13 protein-coding genes are annotated in these 18,958 nt (G+C 62.0%); 4 read left to right on the forward strand and 9 right to left on the reverse strand.

What is annotated here, in order from left to right; translation table 11 throughout:
- Nucleotides 1-132: 132 nt before the first annotated feature.
- Genes ACMUVN_RS21175 through glgB form a run of 3 tightly spaced genes read left to right on the forward strand, consistent with a single transcriptional unit; the run spans nt 133 to nt 8,846 of the window.
- Nucleotides 133-3,357, forward strand: a complete 3,225-nt coding sequence (locus ACMUVN_RS21175; RefSeq protein WP_254962535.1) for an alpha-1,4-glucan--maltose-1-phosphate maltosyltransferase — start codon at nt 133-135, stop codon at nt 3,355-3,357.
- Entirely contained in the window at nt 3,358-6,639 is a 3,282-nt protein-coding gene (treS, locus tag ACMUVN_RS21180; RefSeq protein ID WP_183845430.1) for a maltose alpha-D-glucosyltransferase, read from the forward strand.
- Nucleotides 6,636-8,846: a 1,4-alpha-glucan branching protein GlgB gene (gene glgB, locus ACMUVN_RS21185; protein WP_414815435.1), complete on the forward strand. Its 2,211-nt coding sequence runs from the start codon at nt 6,636-6,638 to the stop codon at nt 8,844-8,846. The genes treS and glgB overlap by 4 nt, the downstream gene beginning before the upstream one ends.
- A gap of 39 nt (nt 8,847-8,885) precedes the next feature.
- On the opposite strand, the gene ACMUVN_RS21190 is transcribed toward glgB, so the two are convergent.
- Both ACMUVN_RS21190 and ACMUVN_RS21195 read right to left on the reverse strand, forming a co-directional pair.
- Nucleotides 8,886-10,514: a thiamine pyrophosphate-dependent enzyme gene (locus ACMUVN_RS21190; protein ID WP_414815436.1), complete on the reverse strand. Its 1,629-nt coding sequence runs from the start codon at nt 10,512-10,514 to the stop codon at nt 8,886-8,888.
- A gap of 26 nt (nt 10,515-10,540) precedes the next feature.
- Nucleotides 10,541-11,731 (reverse strand): amino acid aminotransferase, encoded by a 1,191-nt coding sequence (locus ACMUVN_RS21195; protein WP_097543745.1) that lies wholly within the window; start codon nt 11,729-11,731, stop codon nt 10,541-10,543.
- A gap of 153 nt (nt 11,732-11,884) precedes the next feature.
- Here ACMUVN_RS21195 and ACMUVN_RS21200 point away from each other — a divergent pair, with 153 nt between their 5' ends.
- Entirely contained in the window at nt 11,885-12,352 is a 468-nt protein-coding gene (locus ACMUVN_RS21200) for an Lrp/AsnC family transcriptional regulator (RefSeq protein WP_048338445.1), read from the forward strand.
- A gap of 7 nt (nt 12,353-12,359) precedes the next feature.
- On the opposite strand, the gene ACMUVN_RS21205 is transcribed toward ACMUVN_RS21200, so the two are convergent.
- From ACMUVN_RS21205 to ACMUVN_RS21235, 7 genes are all read right to left on the reverse strand, one after another.
- Nucleotides 12,360-13,121, reverse strand: a complete 762-nt coding sequence (locus ACMUVN_RS21205; protein ID WP_063473566.1) for an ABC transporter ATP-binding protein — start codon at nt 13,119-13,121, stop codon at nt 12,360-12,362.
- On the reverse strand, nt 13,118-14,158 hold the full coding sequence (locus ACMUVN_RS21210) for a FecCD family ABC transporter permease (RefSeq protein WP_048338447.1): 1,041 nt from the start codon (nt 14,156-14,158) through the stop codon (nt 13,118-13,120). Before ACMUVN_RS21210 ends, ACMUVN_RS21205 begins: the two co-directional genes overlap by 4 nt.
- Nucleotides 14,155-15,180 (reverse strand): ABC transporter substrate-binding protein, encoded by a 1,026-nt coding sequence (locus ACMUVN_RS21215; RefSeq protein WP_132574997.1) that lies wholly within the window; start codon nt 15,178-15,180, stop codon nt 14,155-14,157. The genes ACMUVN_RS21210 and ACMUVN_RS21215 overlap by 4 nt, the downstream gene beginning before the upstream one ends.
- Nucleotides 15,181-15,311: 131 nt before the next feature.
- Nucleotides 15,312-16,157, reverse strand: coding sequence for a metal ABC transporter permease (locus ACMUVN_RS21220; RefSeq protein ID WP_132574995.1), 846 nt, complete (start codon nt 16,155-16,157; stop codon nt 15,312-15,314).
- Entirely contained in the window at nt 16,154-17,011 is an 858-nt protein-coding gene (gene sitC / locus ACMUVN_RS21225; protein ID WP_132574993.1) for an iron/manganese ABC transporter permease subunit SitC, read from the reverse strand. The genes ACMUVN_RS21220 and sitC overlap by 4 nt, the downstream gene beginning before the upstream one ends.
- Entirely contained in the window at nt 17,011-17,910 is a 900-nt protein-coding gene (locus ACMUVN_RS21230) for a manganese/iron ABC transporter ATP-binding protein (RefSeq protein ID WP_048338450.1), read from the reverse strand. The genes sitC and ACMUVN_RS21230 overlap by 1 nt, the downstream gene beginning before the upstream one ends.
- The gene (locus ACMUVN_RS21235) at nt 17,907-18,824 is read right to left on the reverse strand and encodes a metal ABC transporter substrate-binding protein (protein ID WP_097543748.1); all 918 of its coding nucleotides are present in this window, start codon (nt 18,822-18,824) and stop codon (nt 17,907-17,909) included. Before ACMUVN_RS21235 ends, ACMUVN_RS21230 begins: the two co-directional genes overlap by 4 nt.
- Nucleotides 18,825-18,958 lie beyond the last annotated feature (134 nt).

Genomic DNA, 18,958 nt, shown 5'->3' on the forward strand with positions numbered 1-18,958 from the left:
GCCTTGGAACGCGCCCCATCGATCCCGCGCCAACGCGGCCGACGGTATCTGGCGCATCGCGAATTGCCAGTTTTAGTGGAACAACCGCCGCCAAAAAAAGTTTGCCTCTAAACCAACTCGAGGCGGCGGACGATGTTATTCTCTGCGAACCAGGGTGTGTTGAGCACCCCACCCCGGATTTATTATGTCAATCCACTCCTTCTTCAGGGTGTCGATGCGTGGCGCGAGGTTTTCGACCATGCGGCGGAGATGGGCTTCGACCGTGTGCTGACCGCACCTCTCTTCGACCGGGGCGGGAAGCGCAGCGTCTTCGCCTCCCAAGATCTGGATTGCCTCGATCCTCAACTGTCGCTCGGACGCGAGGTCGAGGATGGAGTGGGGCTTCTGGCGGAGGCTGCCCGCAAGAGCGGTGTCGCCTTGATGATGGACTTGATGCTCGACGGCAAAGTCCGGGCTTCCCAAGCGGGCTTTCATCCCGTCGACCCCCGGCGCTCGCCGTTAGACCCCGAGGACCCGATATCCGCGATGGGCGCAGAGCGCCAATCGCAGCTGTTGGCGGAATGGACTGAACGGCTGCGGTTGCTGACCGAGCTCGGCCTCGCCGGTTACCGGACGCTCGGGATTGATCGCGTCGCGCCGGCGATTTTCAGATCGCTGATTTCGGCAGTCCAGGAGAAGGCGGACGCGCAATTTCTCGCCTGGACGCCCGGTACTGATTTTGGCGTGAGGGACGCGGTCAGGGATACAGGCTTCGATGGATGTTTTTCATCGATGGCCTGGTGGGATCTCGACGAGAGATGGTTCATCGAAGAATACCGCGTCCAGGCACCGCTCGGCTGGCAGATCGCTTTTCCGGAGCCGCCATTCGCCCGGCGGATCGCGCACGGAACCGAGAGCCGCGAAGTCCTCGAACGGCGCGCGGTCAGGGCGCTGCGTCTTGCTGCCTCGCTCGGCGGCGGCCTGATGGTTCCGATGGGCTTCGAATATGGTGCAACCACGCCACTCGATCCGACCCATGGGAATGGAGCCGGCTTGCGAGGGATGCGCCATGACCTCGCTTTTGATCTTTCCTCCGAAATTCGCCTTGCAAACAATGAGATCGGCAAGAACCCTCATGCGCGTGCCGCATCGCTGCGGCTGATCCGCAACGCCAATGGCCCGGTCTCGGCACTTCTGCAGTCCGAGGCGGAAGACCTGCGCAGCGCCGAGAATGTACGCTTCATCCTGCTCAATAGGGATCTTCGGAAGAGCGCACCCGCGCCGGTGACGGCCCTTCGCGAAGCGGCTTCCGGTTTTCTTCCCGTCGCGGCCGACGGCGCGCCGCTGCGGCTGCGGGCAGGGGAGGCCCGGGTGGTTGAATGTAAGGCGCCGTCGCCGATCACATCCCAGCCGATCCTCGAGATCGAGCAGGCGGTCGCGTCGGCGCGGCTCGCCATCGAAAACATCATGCCGAGGGTCGACGACGGACGCTTTCCGGTCAAGCGGGTGGTCGGCGACATCGTGGCCGTCGAGGCGGATATAATTGCCGACGGCCACGACCCGCTCGTCGCAGTCCTGCTCTGGCGGCCGGTCGATGCTGCGGACTGGAACGAGACGGAGATGCAACTGGTCGAAAACGACCGCTGGCGCGCCGAATTCCTGCTGGAGCGCACCGGACGCTACGAATTTGCCATCGAGGCATGGAAAAACCCGTTTGCGATCTTTCGTTACGAACTGACGAAGAAGAACGATGCCAGGCTGGACCTGAAGCTCGAACTGCAGGAGGGGCTGAACCTCGTCCGCTCGGCTGAGACGCATGCGGCTGCTGCGCTCCGCACCGAATTGAAGGCCCTCGCCGACAGTCTCGAAAGGGCGTCCGATGTCGAGCGCACGGCGATCCTGCTCGATGCCGGGACATCCGGATTGATGGACAGGGCGGACAGCCGGCCGTTTCGGCTTCGCTCAGAGGCAAGCACCGTCGATGCCGAACGGAAGGCGGCCGCCTTTGCCAGCTGGTATCAGATCTTCCCGCGCTCGCAGAGCGGCGATCCGGACCGGCACGGCACTTTCGACGACGTCATCCCCAGATTGCCCGCCATCCGCGATATGGGCTTCGACGTGCTCTATTTCCCGCCGATTCATCCGATCGGTTCGACCAACCGGAAAGGCCGTAACAACAGTTTGAAAGCCGCGCCGGGCGATCCCGGAAGCCCCTATGCCATCGGCTCGGAGGACGGCGGCCACGATGCCATCCATCCCGAGCTCGGCGAGTTCGAGGATTTCCGCCGGCTGGTCGAGGCGGCAAGCCGGCATGGTCTCGAGATCGCTCTCGACCTCGCGATCCAGGCGTCGCCGGATCACCCCTGGCTGAAGGAGCATCCCGGCTGGTTCGACTGGCGTCCCGACGGCACGATCAAATATGCCGAAAACCCGCCGAAGAAATACGAGGATATCGTCAACGTCGATTTCTACACGAAAGACGCGCTGCCTTCGTTATGGGTGGAGCTCAGGGATGTCGTCCAGCTTTGGGTGGATCAGGGCGTCAAGCTGTTTCGCGTCGACAATCCGCACACCAAACCCTTTCCGTTCTGGGAATGGCTGATCGGCGATATCAGGGCGCGTCACCCCGATGTCGTCTTCCTGTCGGAGGCCTTCACCAAGCCGAAGGTCATGTACCGGCTGGCAAAGATCGGCTTCTCCCAGTCCTACACCTACTTCACCTGGCGCAATGCCAAATGGGAGCTCGAGCAATATATGCGAGAGCTGACCGAGACGCCGGCGAAGGAGTTCTTCCGCCCGCATTTCTTCGTCAACACCCATGATATCAATCCGGATTTCCTGCAGAATGCGCCACGTCCGGCCTTCCTGATCCGCGCAGCCCTTGCCGCCACCCTGTCGGGTTTGTGGGGCGTCTATAACGGTTTCGAACTTTGCGAGGGGCGTCCTGACGCTAAACGCAAGGAATATGCCGACAGCGAGAAGTACGAGATCCGTGCCTGGGACTATGACCGGCCGGGCAATATCATTGCCGAAATCAGGACGCTCAACCGCATCCGGACCGAAAACACCGCGCTGCATTCGCATCTCGGGCTGACGCTGCTGAATGCGCGAAATGACAATATCCTGTTTTTCGAGAAGGCAAGCCGTGCCCGCGACAATGTCCTGCTGATCGCCATCAGCCTCGACCCCTACAATTTCCAGCAAAGCGACGTCGAACTGCCGCTCTGGCACTGGTCGCTCGGAGACGGCGGCACGCTGGATGCCGAAGATCTGATCGTCGGGCATCGTTTCAAGTGGACCGGGAAATGGCAGAGCATCGGGTTCAACCCCGAGGTCCTGCCCTATGCGATCTGGCGTATTCGCTCAAGGGAGGCATGAATGGACGCGATGAATGCCGATGGCTCACACCAGCCGCTGTGGTACAAGGATGCGATCATCTACCAGCTGCACATCAAGTCGTTCTACGACGCCAATGGCGACGGGGTCGGCGATTTTGCCGGCCTGCACCAGAAGCTCGATCACATCGCGGCCCTCGGCGTCAACGCCATCTGGCTGCTGCCGTTCTTTCCCTCTCCGCGCCGCGACGACGGCTATGACATTGCCGATTATGGCAATGTCAGCTCCGATTACGGGACGGTGGAGGATTTCCGCGCCTTCGTCGATGCTGCTCACCAGCGCAATATCCGCGTCATCATCGAGCTCGTCATCAACCACACCTCCGATCAGCATCCTTGGTTCCAGCGCGCCCGCCAGGCGCCAGCGGGATCACCGGAGCGCGACTTCTACGTTTGGTCGGATACCGATCAGAAATTTCCGGAAACGCGGATTATTTTCATCGACACGGAAAAATCCAACTGGACATGGGACGCCGTTGCCGGCGCCTATTACTGGCACCGCTTCTATTCCCATCAACCCGACCTGAATTTCGACAGCCCCCTCGTCATGGAGGAATTGCTGAGGGTGATGCGCTTCTGGCTGGAAACCGGCATAGACGGATTTCGTCTCGACGCGATCCCCTACCTCGTCGAGCGCGAGGGAACGATCAACGAAAACTTGCCGGAAACCCATGCAATCCTCAGACGCATTCGCGCCGCTCTCGACGCCACCCATCCCGGCGTGATGCTGCTTGCCGAGGCCAATCAGTGGCCGGAGGACACGCGCGAATATTTCGGGGACGGCGACGAATGCCACATGGCCTTCCACTTCCCGCTGATGCCACGGATGTATATGGCGATCGCCAAGGAGGACCGGTTCCCGATCACCGACATCCTGCGTCAGACGCCGGAGATTCCCGACAACTGCCAATGGGCGATCTTCCTTCGCAACCACGACGAGTTGACGCTCGAAATGGTGACCGACGCCGAGCGGGACTATCTTTGGGAGACCTATGCATCCGACAAGCGCGCCCGCATCAATCTCGGCATAAGGCGGCGCCTAGCGCCGCTGATGGAACGCGACCGCCGGCGGATCGAACTGATGAACGCGTTGCTTCTGTCGATGCCGGGAACGCCGGTGATCTATTATGGCGACGAGATCGGCATGGGGGACAATATCTATCTCGGCGACCGGGATGGGGTGAGGACGCCGATGCAATGGTCTCCGGACCGCAATGGCGGCTTCTCCAGGGTAGACCCGGCGCGTCTCGTCCTGCCGCCGGTCGCCGATCCGCTCTACGGTTTCGAGGCCGTCAACGTCGAGGCGCAGAGCACGGACGCGCATTCGCTGCTGAACTGGACGCGCAAAATGCTGGCGCTGCGCGGCAGGCATCCGGCTTTCGGACGTGGTTCGCTGCGGTTCCTCTCACCGGAGAACCGCAAGATCCTTGCCTATCTCCGGGAATATGAAGACGAGACCCTGCTTTGCGTCGCAAACCTCTCGCGGCTGCCACAGGCCGTCGAACTCGACCTGTCGAGCTTCGAGGGCCGCGTGCCCATCGAACTGACCGGCATGTCACCCTTTCCGCCGATCGGTCAACTGACCTATCTGCTGACGCTGCCGCCCTACGGCTTCTTCTGGTTCCAATTGGAGGCCGATGCCGACCCGCCGGCATGGCGCACCGCGCCGCCGGAGCAGCTTCCAGATCTGGTGACGATGGTCATCCGCCGCGGCCTGCTCGATCTTGTCGATGAACCCAAGCTTGCGCGCGCCCTCAGCACTGAAATCCTGCCTGCCTATCTCGCGAAACGGCGGTGGTTCGGGGCGAAGGACCAGGCGCTTCAGGCAGCGCGTCTGATCTCCGCGACGCCGATCCCATTCGCCGACGGTATCGTTCTCGGTGAATTGGAAGCCGTACTGCCGAACCATAGCGAATCCTATCAACTGCCGCTGGCGGTCGCCTGGGACGATGCGCAACCCTCCGCGCTGACCCAGCAACTGGCGCTCGGACGGATTCGCCAGGGCAGGCGCGTTGGCTTCCTCACGGATGGATTTGCCGTGGAGGCGATGGCGCGCGGCATCCTGCGCGGACTTCGCGACCGCTCCCGCATCACCGGCCGCACCGGCACCCTCGAATTTCTCGGCACGGAGCGGCTCGATCGCCTTGAAGTCACTGACGACCTTGCGGTCCATTGGCTTTCGGCCGAGCAGTCCAACAGTTCGCTGATCGTCGGCGACCTCGCGATGATCAAGCTGATCAGGCACATCTTTCCGGGTATCCATCCGGAGGTCGAGATGACGCGCTATCTCACCCGCGCCGGCTATGACCACACGGCGCCCCTGCTCGGCGAGGTCGCGCACACCGATTCCAGCGGACGCCGTTCGACCTTGATCATCGTCCAGGGCGCGATCCGCAATCAAGGCGACGCCTGGAACTGGATGCTGAACAATCTGCGCCGTGGGGCAGACGAACTCGTGCTGAACGACCCGGCCGTCCAGCCCGGCGACGACGTCTTCCGGTCGCTGATCAGTTTCGTCGCGATGGTCGGCCTCCGGCTCGGCGAACTGCATGTCGTACTCGCCGGGGAGACCGATGACGAAGCCTTCAGTCCGGTGGTCGCAGGCGACAGCGAGGTCGAGGCGATGAAGAAGGCCGTTGCCGGCGAGGTTGCCTATGCCCTGTCGAAACTTGTCGAACGCGAGGAGAACGCCGATCCGGCGATCGACCTGCTCGCAGCACCGCTTCTCGCGCGCCGTTCCGAACTCGCCGAGCTCGCCGCGACGCTGGCGGCGAGCGCCCGGCATACGCTGATGACGCGCACGCATGGCGATTTCCATCTTGGCCAGATCCTCGTCAGCGAGGGCGATGCCGTCATCATCGACTTCGAGGGGGAACCCGCGAAAAACCTGACCGAGCGCCGCGCCAAGACCAACCCGCTGCGCGATGTCGCCGGGCTTTTGAGATCGCTGAGCTATCTCGTGGCCACCGCCCAACTGGATAACGACGCAGTCATCGAACACGAGAACGAAGTCCGGCGCGAGGCGATCGCCCGCTTCGGGCGCCATGCCGAGGAGGCTTTTCTCGATGCCTATTCGCAGGCGGTCTCCGTATCGAAGGAGCTTGACATGCCAGCCAATCAAAGACGGAGGGTTCTCGATGCCTTTCTTCTCGAAAAGGCCGCCTACGAGATCGCCTATGAAGCCCGCAACAGGCCGAAATGGCTTCCGATCCCATTATCCGGCTTTACCGAAATCGTATCGCGTCTGGCGGGGGTGAAGGCATGAATGTTGAACGTTCGGAACTTCTATCAGGCATCGGACAGGATGCGTTATGGGCCCTGATCGAGGGACATCATGGCGATCCGTTTTCGATCCTCGGTCCCCACGAAAGCGGTGGCATGACGATCGTGCGGGTCTACCTGCCCGGCGCCGAAGCGGTCGATCTCATCGAGGCGGCGAGCGGTCGGGTGGTGACGCCTTTCAGCATCGCCCATCCGTCCGGCCTGTTTGCGGCAGTGGCCGCGTCGAGGACGGGATATCGGCTGCGGATCACCTGGCCGGATGCCGTCCAGATCACCGAGGATCCCTACAGTTTCGGCCTGCTGCTGGGAGAACTCGACCTCCATTTGATATCGGAAGGCACCCACTACAGCCTGAGCCGGACGCTCGGCGCTATGGCGATGTCGATCGACGGCATATCAGGGGTCCGCTTTGCCGTGTGGGCTCCGAATGCGCGCCGTGTCTCGGTCGTCGGCGACTTCAATGCCTGGGACGGGCGGCGAAACCCGATGCGGTTGAGACCGTCGGCGGGCGTCTGGGAACTGTTCGTTCCGCGCCTCGCCCCCGGCGAAAGATACAAGTTCGAGATCGTCGACGCGCAGGGGACCTGCCTGCCGCAGAAGGCCGATCCGGTGGCAAGGGCGAGCGAGGCCGCCCCGTCGACCGCATCCATCGTCGCATCGTCGACGCCGTTTCGATGGAGCGATGACGGCTGGATGAAGGGCCGATCCCTGCAAGACAGACTGGAGGGCGCATTCTCCGTCTACGAGGTGCACGCCGGCTCCTGGCTTCGCGACCAAAAGGATGGCAACAGGTCACTCGACTGGGTCGAGCTCAGCCAGCGGCTCGTTCCCTATGCCCGCGACATGGGTTTTACCCATATCGAGCTCCTCCCGATCATGGAGCATCCCTTCGGCGGCTCCTGGGGTTATCAGCCGCTCGGCCTGTTTGCGCCCACCGGCCGATACGGAACGCCTGAGGATCTCGCCTATTTCGTCGACCGGTGCCATGGCGCCGGGCTCGGCGTCATCCTCGACTGGGTGCCGGCCCATTTTCCCACAGACGTCTGGGGGCTTGCTCGCTTCGACGGCAGCGCACTCTACGAGCACGAAGATCCGCGCGAAGGCTTTCACCGCGACTGGAACACGCTGATCTACAATCTCGGCCGCAACGAGGTGAAAGGGTTCCTGATCGCCAGCGCGCTCGAATGGCTCGAGCGTTACCATATCGACGGTTTGCGGGTCGATGCGGTTGCCTCGATGCTTTACCGCGACTACAGCCGCAACGAGGGCGAGTGGATTCCCAACCAATATGGCGGTCGCGAAAACCTGGAAGCGGTCGCATTCTTCAAGCACCTGAATAGCATCATTCACGAGCGCTGCCCGCACGCGATGATGATCGCCGAGGAATCGACGGCCTGGCCCGGAGTGACGAAACCGCCGGAGCAGGGAGGACTCGGATTCGACATTAAATGGAACATGGGCTGGATGCATGACAGCCTGAGCTACATCGAGAAAGATCCGGTCTACCGGAGCTATCACCACGGTACGATGACTTTCGGGATGATCTATGCCTATTCCGAGCGCTTCATGCTGCCGATTTCCCATGACGAGGTCGTCTACGGAAAGGGCTCGCTGCTGACCAAGATGCCGGGCGACGAATGGCAGAAATTCGCCAATCTGCGCAGCTATCTTGCCTTCATGTGGGGCCATCCCGGCAAAAAGCTTCTGTTCATGGGCAGCGAAATCGCCCAGCCGGGCGAGTGGAACCATGACGGTTCGGTGACCTGGGATGTACTGGACCGGCCCCAGCATGTCGGTATCCAGCGGCTGGTGCGCGATCTGAACAGCCTTTACGGGCAAGAGCCGGCATTGCAGTTCGGCGACTTTCACCCGGAGGGCTTCGAATGGGCGGCAGCCGACGACGCCGTCAATTCCGTTCTCGGGATGCTCCGTTACGCGCCCGCCCGCGCTTCGTCGTTCCTGGTCGTGTCGAATTTCACGCCGGTGCCGCGTTACGGTTACAGGATCGGTGTGCCGAGCGACGGTGTGTGGATCGAACGGATAACGACCGATGCACGGGAATATGGCGGCTCGGGTCTGGTCAATGGCGCGGTCTCGACTGAACCCGTGGCGGCCCACGGCAGGCCCGTCTCCCTGTCGCTGACGCTGCCGCCGCTGTCGACGATGTTTCTGCAGGGGCCGTCGCCTTGACGAGGTCTCAGGCCCTTGCGGCTTCGCGGTCGTTTGGCATCATTCGGCATGCGGAGCCGCATGAATGAAAGGCCAGGGGCTCGCCTCGGATCCCTTCTCGACGGGAACCTCGATGAGAACGGGTTCGTCGAGTGATAGGGCTTTCTCGAGCGCGTCTTTCAATGCGCCGGGGCTCGTCACCCTGAACGCGCGAATGCCGAAGCTCTCGCCAAGGGCGACGAAATCCGGATTGGTGAGGTCCGAGCCAAGATAGCGGCCCTTATACGCCTGCTTCTGGTCGCGCAGCACGTTGCCAAAGGCAGAATTGTTGAAGACGACAGCGATGACATTGATCTTGTGCTGGACGGCTGTGGCAAGTTCCTGAACGCCGAACAGGAAGCCGCCATCGCCGGAAATGGAAATAACGGCTTTGTCGGGATGAGCGACCTTGACGCCCAAGGCCGTGTTGAAGCCGAAACCCAGATTGTCCTGATAACCGCATGTGACGTATTGGCGAGGGCCATAGACCGGGAATGCAAATCGGGCGGTAAAGCCCATCTGGCAGATTTCCTCGACGAAGAAGCCGTCCCTTGGCAGAGCTTCGCGGATGGCATCGAGATAGGCGAGCTGCGGCTGTACTGCCGAGAAGCGAGACCTGGCCTCTGTGTTGAGGTCGGCAAATTCGCGTGTGCGATCCTCGCGGCTGGAACCTGCCACGGCATCGAGCAGAGCCTGTGCTCCCGCCTTGGCATCCGAGACGATGCCCACATCGGGCTTGAGGCGGACCATTTCGGTCGGATCGATATCGATGCGGATGACCTTGAGACCTTTGGGCAGCCACTTCCATCGCATGAACTGCAATTCGAGCCGGCTGCCAATGCCGATCAGGACGTCCACCTTCTTCCAGTATTCGTAGGCGGCGACGAAATTCAGATAGTTCGGATGGTCGTCGGCGACGATGCCCTTGCCGGAGCGATGGGCGGTGACGGGGGCCTGCAGCAGTTCTGCAAGTGCTGCGATCTCGGCGCCGGCATCTGCCGCACCGCCGCCGACCATGATCATCGGGTTCTTGGCACCTGAAATCAGTGCCGCTGCGGCGGCGATCGCATCGGGGTTCACGACCGGAGAAAGCGCTCTCGAACCGACGGGAAGGTCGATTTCGGGGCCGGATTGTCCAAACACGTCCCATGGCGCTTCGACCGCTCCCGGACCTTGGCGGCCCGAGAGCATTTTACTGACGACCCCGGCCATGACAGGACCGGTTTCGGACTGGTGATTGATGCGTTCCGCCGTCTTGGTGATTCCGCGCATCGTGGCGAGCTGATCCGGCAATTCGTGCAACTGCCCTCTGCCTTGACCGATCAAATGGGACATGATGTTGCCGGTAATGCAAAGCACTGGCGCGTTGGCTCCATAAGCGGTGCATAGAGCTGCGCCGGAATTGAGGACGCCCGGCCCAGGCACGACGGTATAGGCGCCGATCCGACCGGTGGACTTGGCATAGCCGTAAGCCATGTAGCCGGCGCCCTGCTCGTGCCGGGTGTGAATGAACCGAACCTTATCGCCGGCGCCGTAAAGGGCATCGTTGAAATCATACATGTGGGCGCCGGGGATGCCGAAGACCGTGTCGATCCCATGGGCGACGAGGGAACGGGTCATCGCCTGACCGGTCGTTTCTTTCCTGCTCATCTGAAGACTCCAATGCGGGCGTTCGGCTAGGCGACTGCCGATGATTTCAGGCAGCCTTCGGCTCGAAGCGCCGCGACAATGGCGCCGGCGTCGGCCGGCTGCATGCCGGCAAGGTTCATGCGCCCGGAATCCGCCATGTAGATACCGTGGCTCGCTCTGAGCGCGACGGCCGTATCCTTCGACATGGCGAGATTGGAGAACAGACCGCGCTGCCGGGCGATGAAGGCCAGATCAGGGGAGGCGGCGGCGAGCGCTGCCCGGTTGCCGTTGACACGCTGGCACATCTCTTCGAGCTCGGCGCACCACATGGCCGTCATCTCGGCGCTCTCGAGAATGGTCCTGACGATGGCGGCGCCATGGTCGGGCGGCATGGACCAGTTCACACGGGCAAGTGCCGCCATGTTGCTTTCGGCTTTCCTCAGGTCATCTCCATTGCGGGCCATGACATAGAGCGCGCCGACACGCTCGCGATAGAGACCGAAATTCTTGTCGCAGGAATAGGCGATCAGCGCCTCATCGACTGCGTCGAGGACCATGCGTGCCGGCGCGGCGTCCTGTTCGAGGCCGTCGCCAAGCCCCTGATAGGCGAGATCGATGAACGGCACCAGCCGATGCGCGACAAGGAGCTCGGTAATCTCTAGCCACTGTTCCATGGTGAAGTCGATACCGGTCGGATTATGGCAGCAACCGTGAAGGAGAACGACGTCGCCTTCCCGAGCGGAAGACAAGGCGTCGATCACGCTTTCGAATATCACCTGCTGCGACGCCAGGTCGACGAAGGCGTACTCCTTTACCGGCAAGCGCGCCGAGCTGAAGATCGGCGCATGATTTGGCCAGCTTGGCGTCCCGAGCAGAACCTTCGCCGATGGATTTGCCGCCTGGATAAGCTCGGCCCCGAGACGCAAGGCGCCGCTTCCACCGGGTGTCTGAATGCCGACGAGGCGTTGCGTAAACGTCGGCGATTTTCCGAAGATGATGGGCTGCAGCAGGCGCACGAATTGCAGGTCGCCTTCCGGCCCGAGATATTTCTTGCTGTCCTGGGTCTCCAGGAGAAACTGTTCCGCCGCTTTGACGGCACGCATCACCGGCGTGCGTCCCATGGCGTCACGATAGACGCCGACGCCAAGGTCGATTTTTCCGGGGCGATCGTCGGCCTGGAAGGCCTTGATGAGTGCAAGCAGGCTGTCGGCCGGCCGACTGTTCAGTTCGTCAAACACAAGTCCACCTCGTTTCTTGAATTCTGGCTCGCAGACTAGCTGAACTTTCACGACGAATTTCTGCGATTATCTCCCTGAAACCGCGCCATCATGCAGACAATCGGCGCGATATGGCTATGATGTGCAGAAATTCACCGTTCGAGGAGGGCGGCCATGCTTGACCCATTCGATATCAAATTGCTTGCCGCCCTCCAGCAAAACAGCGAGGTGACGCAGAGCGAGCTGTCTCAGAAGGTCAATCTCTCTGCGACCCAATGCGCTCGCCGTTTGGAAAGGCTGCGCAACGAGCAATATATCCAGAGTGTCGTCGCCATCCTCAATCCGGTGAAACTGGGTTTTACCGTCGTTGCCCATACGCTCGTCAGCTTGAGAGCACATACGGAAGGCGGCAACGAGCGGCTTCATCGCTTCATCGAGACCGCGCCGGAGATCCTGGAGTGTTATTCGCAGACCGGCGACGCCGACTTTCTGATGAAGGTCATGACGCGCGACCTCGAACATCTCAGCCAGTTTCTCGAAAGAATGATCCGGGTCACCGACAATCTGGCGTCGGTCAAGTCAAGCATCGTCCTCAAGACACTGAAAAAGACGACCGCTTTGCCGCTGCAGATCGTGACCTGAGACGCTCTCACCTGAGATAATGGATATGCGGGCGCGAGTGATAGGGTGAGGCTTCGATGCGGGCTTCGACGGAGAAGACGTCGCGCAGAAGGGCCTCGCTCAATACGTCCTGCGGTGCGCCGGTGGCGACGATCCTGCCCTGCTGCATGATGATCAGCTGGTCGCAGAACATGGCGGCATGGTTGAGATCGTGCAAAGCGACGATGCTGGTGATCGGCAGGCCGGAGACGAGCCGCATCAGGCCGATCTGGTGCTGGATGTCGAGATGGTTCGTCGGCTCGTCGAGGATCAGCTCCTGCGGCGACTGAGCGAGTGCCCTTGCGATATGGGTGCGCTGCTTTTCGCCGCCCGAGAGATTCTGCCAGCGATCGTCGCGTTTCTCCGCCATGCCGGCGCGCGCGAGCGCACTTTCGACCGCCTCTTCGTCGGCCTTGGTCCAGCCCGAGAACATCGACCGGTGCGGGAACCTTCCGAGCTTGACGACGTCGACCACCTTCAGATTGGCATTCGTCGTGGCATGCTGCTCGACAAAGGCGATGCGCCGGGCGATCGAGCGGCGGCTGATCGTGCCGATATCGCTGCGGTCGAGCGTGACGCGGCCGGCATGCGGCCGCTTCAGGCCGGCGAGAAGCCTGAGCAGCGAGGTCTTGCCCGAGCCGTTCGGCCCGAGCAGGCCGAGCATCCGGCCGGGCTGCGCCTCCAGGGAGACGCCGTCCAGAATGGTCTTCCTGCCAATTTTCCAGGTGAGGTTGTCGGCCTTGATGCTCATGTCGCGCGCTGGAACCGGTAGAGGATGAGGGAGAAGAAGGGAACGCCGACCAGGGCCGTGACGACGCCGATCGGCAGGATCTGGTTGGGAATGAGGGCGCGCGCGGCGATGTCGGCGAGCACCATGAAAATCGCCCCTGTTATGGCGCAGGCCGGCAGCAGCCGGATATGGAGCGGTCCGACGACAAAGCGGGCGACATGCGGCACGACGAGGCCGACGAAGCCGATGGAGCCAACCATACTGACGATCGTCGCCGTCATCATCGCGGTCAGCGCGAAGAGCACCATGCGGGCGCGGCCGACATTGACGCCGAGCGAGGATGCCGCCTCGTCGCCGAAAGCGAAGGCGTCGAGCACGCGCGCATAGAACAGACAGGCGGCGAGGCCGAACCCGACGACGATCGAAACCAGCGCGAATTCCGGCCAGCGCACGCCGCCAAAACTGCCGAGCAGCCAAAACATGACGTCGCGGGCCTGCTGCGCATTGGCCGAGGTGGTGACGATATAGGAGGTCGAGGCGTTGAAGAGCTGCGATGCGGCCACACCAGCGAGAATGGTGCGGTCCGCGCCGCCACGCGTGCCGTTCGACAACAGTGCGACGAAGAAGAAGGCCGCGAAGGCCCCTGCAAAGGCGCCGGCCGATAGCGATACCGCGCCCGAGCCGACGCCCAAGATGACGATCGCGACGGCGCCGGTGGAGGCGCCGGCGGAGATGCCGAGCACATAGGGTTCGGCAAGCGGATTGCGCAGCAGCGACTGCATGATCGCGCCCGACAGCGCAAGGCCCGCGCCGCAGAAGGCGGCAACGAGCGCCCGGCTCAGGCGATAATCCCAGATGACGGTCTCGTGGATGCGGTTCAGTTCGACCGCGGTCCATCCGAGCCGGTTGGTGACGGCCGAAAAAGTGGTCGCCAGCGGGATCGGCAGGTCGCCGATGCCGACGCTGACGCCGACGGCGACAGCGATGAGGCAGAGGGAGGCGAGCAGCAGTGCGGTGGCCGCTCCCAGCTGCCGGAAGAGACTGCCCGCTTCCGTCACTTCAGCAGACCGAGAGCCTTCAACTGCTCGGCCACCTGCTCGGCGCCGTAGATCGTGCGGATGGTCGGGTTCATCGCCTGGCCGTCCATGACGACGATCGCCTTGTTCTTGACGGCTGGGGTCTGGCTGACGGCCGGGTCGGTGTTCAGGAACTTGATCTTGGCCTCCGGCTTGTCGAGTTCCCAACGGTTACGGTCGAGGCTGGCCACGACGATCACGTCAGGATTGGCGGCGATGATGCCTTCCCAACCGATCGTCGGCCATTCGGCTTCCGCTGATATCGCATTATGCCCGCCGAGCAGGTCGGCGATGAAGCCGGAGGCGCTGTTCTTGCCGCCGACATAGGCATCGGCCGACGGGCTGGGACTGGAGAACCAGAAAACATAGGACAGGTTCACGCCGTCCTTGGAAACGCCGGAGCGAAGCTTGGCCTCACGCGCCTTGAAGTCGGCGATCAGCGCCTGGCCGCGGTCGGCGACGTCGAAAATCTCAGAGAGTTCGTCGATCTCCTTGTAGAGAAGATCCATGTTCCACAGCTCGCCGCGGCTGCCGTACTGGTCCTTGACGTCCTTGGTGCTGAGGCAGGTGCTGGGCGAGAGATAGGTGGCGACACCGACCTTGTCGAAATCGTCGCGCTTGGCGACCTTGCTGTTCGGCCCGACCAGGCTCGGCAAGGCCACCGCCACGAAGTCGGGATTTTCGGCGAGGATCGACTCGAAGGTCGGCATTTCGACGGTCAGGAGCTTGACCTTGGCATTGGCCTCGGCGAGCTGCGGCAGGACCTTGCTCGGCCAGAAGGCGGTGCCGACCATCTTGTCCTGGAGGCCGAGCAACAGCAGGATTTCCGCGCTGTTCTGGCCGAGGCCGATCGCCCGCTCGGGCGCCTTCTTGAAAGTTACCTCAGCACCGCAGTTTTCCAGCGTCAACGGGTAGGTCGTCGAACCGGCCAAAGATGGATTTGCGGCAAAGCCGATCAGGGCGGTAAGGCCGCAGGCGGCCAGAATTGATTTGAGGCTGGTCACGAAGAAATCCCCGGTGCGTGAGTGTATGCGGCCGGGGTATAGCCTTGGGAGTAGCCAGAAAACAAGACAGAATAAATCAACTTATCGCAAAATTCGAGAGCAGAGCACATGCGCCGGGCAACGCCGGCTCCTCAGGTTGCCTCGCTCGTTTCGATGCGCGCGGTCTTGCGGGTGGCGTGGAGGAAGGCTCCAACGAAGGCGATCGCGAACAGAAGAACGATGGTCGGAGCGGGTGCGCTATCGATGAAGAAGGAAAGATAGACGCCGGCAAAGGCCGTGACCACCGCGATTGCGACCGACAGAGCGAGCATCGCACTGAAGCGGCGCGTCAGCAGGTAAGCGATGGAGCCTGGTGCGATCAGCAGCGAGATGGCGAGAATGATCCCGACCGACCGGAGTGCTGCCACGATCGTCAACGAGAGCAGGCAGAGCAGGCCGTAGTGGAGGAGGTTCACCCTCAGTCCGACCGCTCTTGCCTGCGCCGGATCGAACGCATGCAGCAGCAGGTCACGCCACTTGACGGCGATAATGATGGCCGTCAGCATCGCAGCGGCTCCCGTCTCCACGATGTCGGGAAATCCGATGCCGAGCATGTCCCCGAAGAGGATGTGGTCGAGATGCACCTCGGACTGGATCTTCACATAGAGAACCAGGCCGAACCCGAACATGCCCGAAAACACGATGCCCATCACCGTGTCCTGCTTGATGCGGCTGTTATCCTTGAGGAAACCGGTGGCAAGCGCACAGACCATCCCGGCTGCAAAGGCGCCGATGGCGAAGGGAAAGCCCGCGATATAGGCGATGACCACGCCTGGGAATACGGCATGGCTCATGGCGTCTCCCATGAGCGCCCAGCCCTTGAGCACAAGGAAGCAGGAGAGCAGCGCGGTCGGGATGGCGATCAGCACCGAGATGATCAGGGCGTTGATCATGAAATCGAACTGGAACGGCGCCAGCAGGGCGGTGAGACCATTCATGGGGATACCTCCAGAGCTTGTGCGGCTCTGCGCCGGCTTGCCAGCATTCCGTGCTTGGGCGCCAGGAAGAAGGCGACAAGGAAGATCAGCGTCTGGAGGACGATGATGATGCCGCCGGTCGCGCCGTCGAGGAAATAGCTCACATAGGCGCCGATGAAGCTGGTCGCTGCCCCGATCGCCACGGCGATGACGAGCAGCCGCGGGAAGCGATCCGTCAGCAGGTAAGCCGTCGCGCCCGGCGTCACCACCATGCAGATGACGAGAAAGGCGCCGACGGTCTGGAGTGCCGCGACCGTCGATGCCGACAGCAGCGTGAAGAACATGATCTTGAGCCGCGTCGGGTTAAGTCCGATTGAACGGGCATGGGTCTCGTCGAAGAAAACGACCATCAGGTCCTTCCATTTCACCAGCAGGATGGCGAGCGAAACGAAACCGATGATGGCAAGCTGGAGCGTGTCTTCGGGCGTGATCGCGAGGATATTGCCGAGCACGATCGTCTGGATGTTCACTGCAGTCGGCCTGAGCGATACCATGAACAGGCCAAGCCCGAAGAATGAGGAGAAGATCAGGCCGATGATGGCGTCCTCCTTCAGCTTGGTGCGCTGGTTGAGGAAGAGCATCGCTGCGGCAGCCAGGCCGCCGGAGAAGAAGGCGCCGATCGAGAAGGGAAGTCCGATCATGTAGGCGCCGGCGACACCCGGCACGATGGAATGGGAAAGTGCGTCGCCGATCAGCGACCAGCCCTTGAGCATCAGGTAACAGGACAGGAAGGCGCAGACACCACCGACAAGAGCCGATACCCACATGGCGTTCAGCATGTAGTCATAGGTGAAGGGTTCGAGAATGCCGGCCATCAGGCTTGTCCATCGCTTTTGTTCGCCGGGGCCGGCGCGAGCAGCTTGCCCTCCCGCAGGACCAGCGGCCGCTCGTCGTCAGTGAGGATGCCGACGGGATATGGCTTGCCGCCGGAGCCATTCAACACGAGATGGCGAAGCACCCCGCCGAAGGTTCTTTCGAGATTTTCCTGCGTAAAGGTCTCGTCTGTCGGTCCGTAGGACAATACGGTGCCTTTGATCAGCACCGTGCGGTCGCAGAATTCCGGCACGCTGCCGAGATTGTGCGTCGAGACCAGCATCACCCGGCCTTCGTCGCGCAGCGAGCGGAGCAACTTGACGATGGCCTCTTCGGTCTTGACATCGACACCGGTGAAAGGCTCGTCGAGCAGGATGACGCGACCGTCCTGCGCCAGCGCCCGAGCGAGGAAGACGCGCTTCTTCTGGCCGCCGGACAGCTCGCCGATCTGACGCTTGCGGTATTCGCTCATGTTGACGCGGGCGAGCGCCTTGGACACGGCTTCGTGGTCGGCCGCCTTCGGTATTCGCATCATCCCCATGTGGCCGTAGCGCCCCATCATGACGACGTCCTCGACCAGCACCGGAAAATTCCAGTCGACTTCTTCCGATTGCGGCACATAGGCGACGAGATTTTTCCGCAGCGCTTGTTCGACCGGCATGCCGAGCACCGAAATCTCGCCCCTGGCCAGACGCACGAAGCCCATGATCGCCTTGAACAGGGTCGACTTGCCGGAACCGTTGACACCGACGAGCGCGGTGATGGTGCCAGTGGGTGTCTGGAAGCTGGCGTCGCGCAGCGCCGTGTGGCCGTTGCGATAGGTGACCGTGGCATCCCTCACGGAAATGCCGGCCCCCACATCCGAAGATGCGGGGGAAACCGGGGAGACGATCGCATTCATTGCGACAGGCCTTCGGCTAGGCCCTTGACGACAGTGTCGGAGGTCACGCGCAACAGATCGATATAGGTCGGCGTGGGACCGTCGGCGTCGCTTAAGGAGTCGACATAGAGAACACCGCCATACCGGGCGCCGGTCTCGCGGGCGACCTGGCGGGCCGGCTTGTCCGACACCGTGCTCTCGCTGAACACGGCAGGGATCTTATTGGCCCTGACGGCATCGACGACTTTGCGGACCTGTTGTGGCGTGCCCTGCTGATCGGCATTGATCGGCCACAGATAGAGCTCCTTCAAGCCGAAGTCGCGGGCGAGATAAGAGAATGCGCCTTCGCTCGACACCAGCCAGCGCTTGTCCTCGGGAATGGTATCGAGCTTCTCGCGGATCGGCGCGATGGTCGCCTCGATCTCCTTCTTGTAGGCCTCGGCATTGGCCTTGTAGATCTCGGCGTTCTTCGGGTCGTATTTGACGAAGGCGTCGCGGATGTTGTCGACATAGATGATCGCATTCTTCGGCGACATCCAGGCATGCGGATTGGGTTTGCCGCTATAGGGACCTTCGCTGATGCCCATCGGCTCGACGCCGGTCGAGACCACGACGTCGGGAACATCCTTGAGATTCCGATAGAATTTCTGGAACCATAGCTCGAGGTTGAGCCCGTTCGACAGGAGGATCTGCGCGCCCTGCGCCCGCTGGATATCGCCGGGCGTCGGCTGATACTCATGGATCTCGGCGCCCGGCTTGGTGATCGATTCCACGATCGCCGCATCACCGGCCACGTTCTTGGCCATGTCGGCAATAACGGTGAAGGTGGTTACAGCTTTGAACTTCTCCTGCGCGGCGGCACTGCCAGCCATCACGCCGAGTGCGGCGATGGCCGCCAGCCCGGTTACGACCCGGCGTCTCATTCGACTAAGCATGAACTTTCCTCTCTCTTTGCGTCATCCATCGTTTCCCGATCTCGCCTTGGCGCAGCGTCGACCGCAATCAGTCCGCTGATGCAAATGCGACGCATTGGCAATTGCTGCTGATAAGCCTACCCCTATCTATTCTG

Origin of the sequence: Rhizobium sp. IY2 (genome assembly GCF_047532935.1) — a bacterium.
Classification (GTDB): Bacteria; Pseudomonadota; Alphaproteobacteria; order Rhizobiales; family Rhizobiaceae; genus Rhizobium; species Rhizobium anhuiense.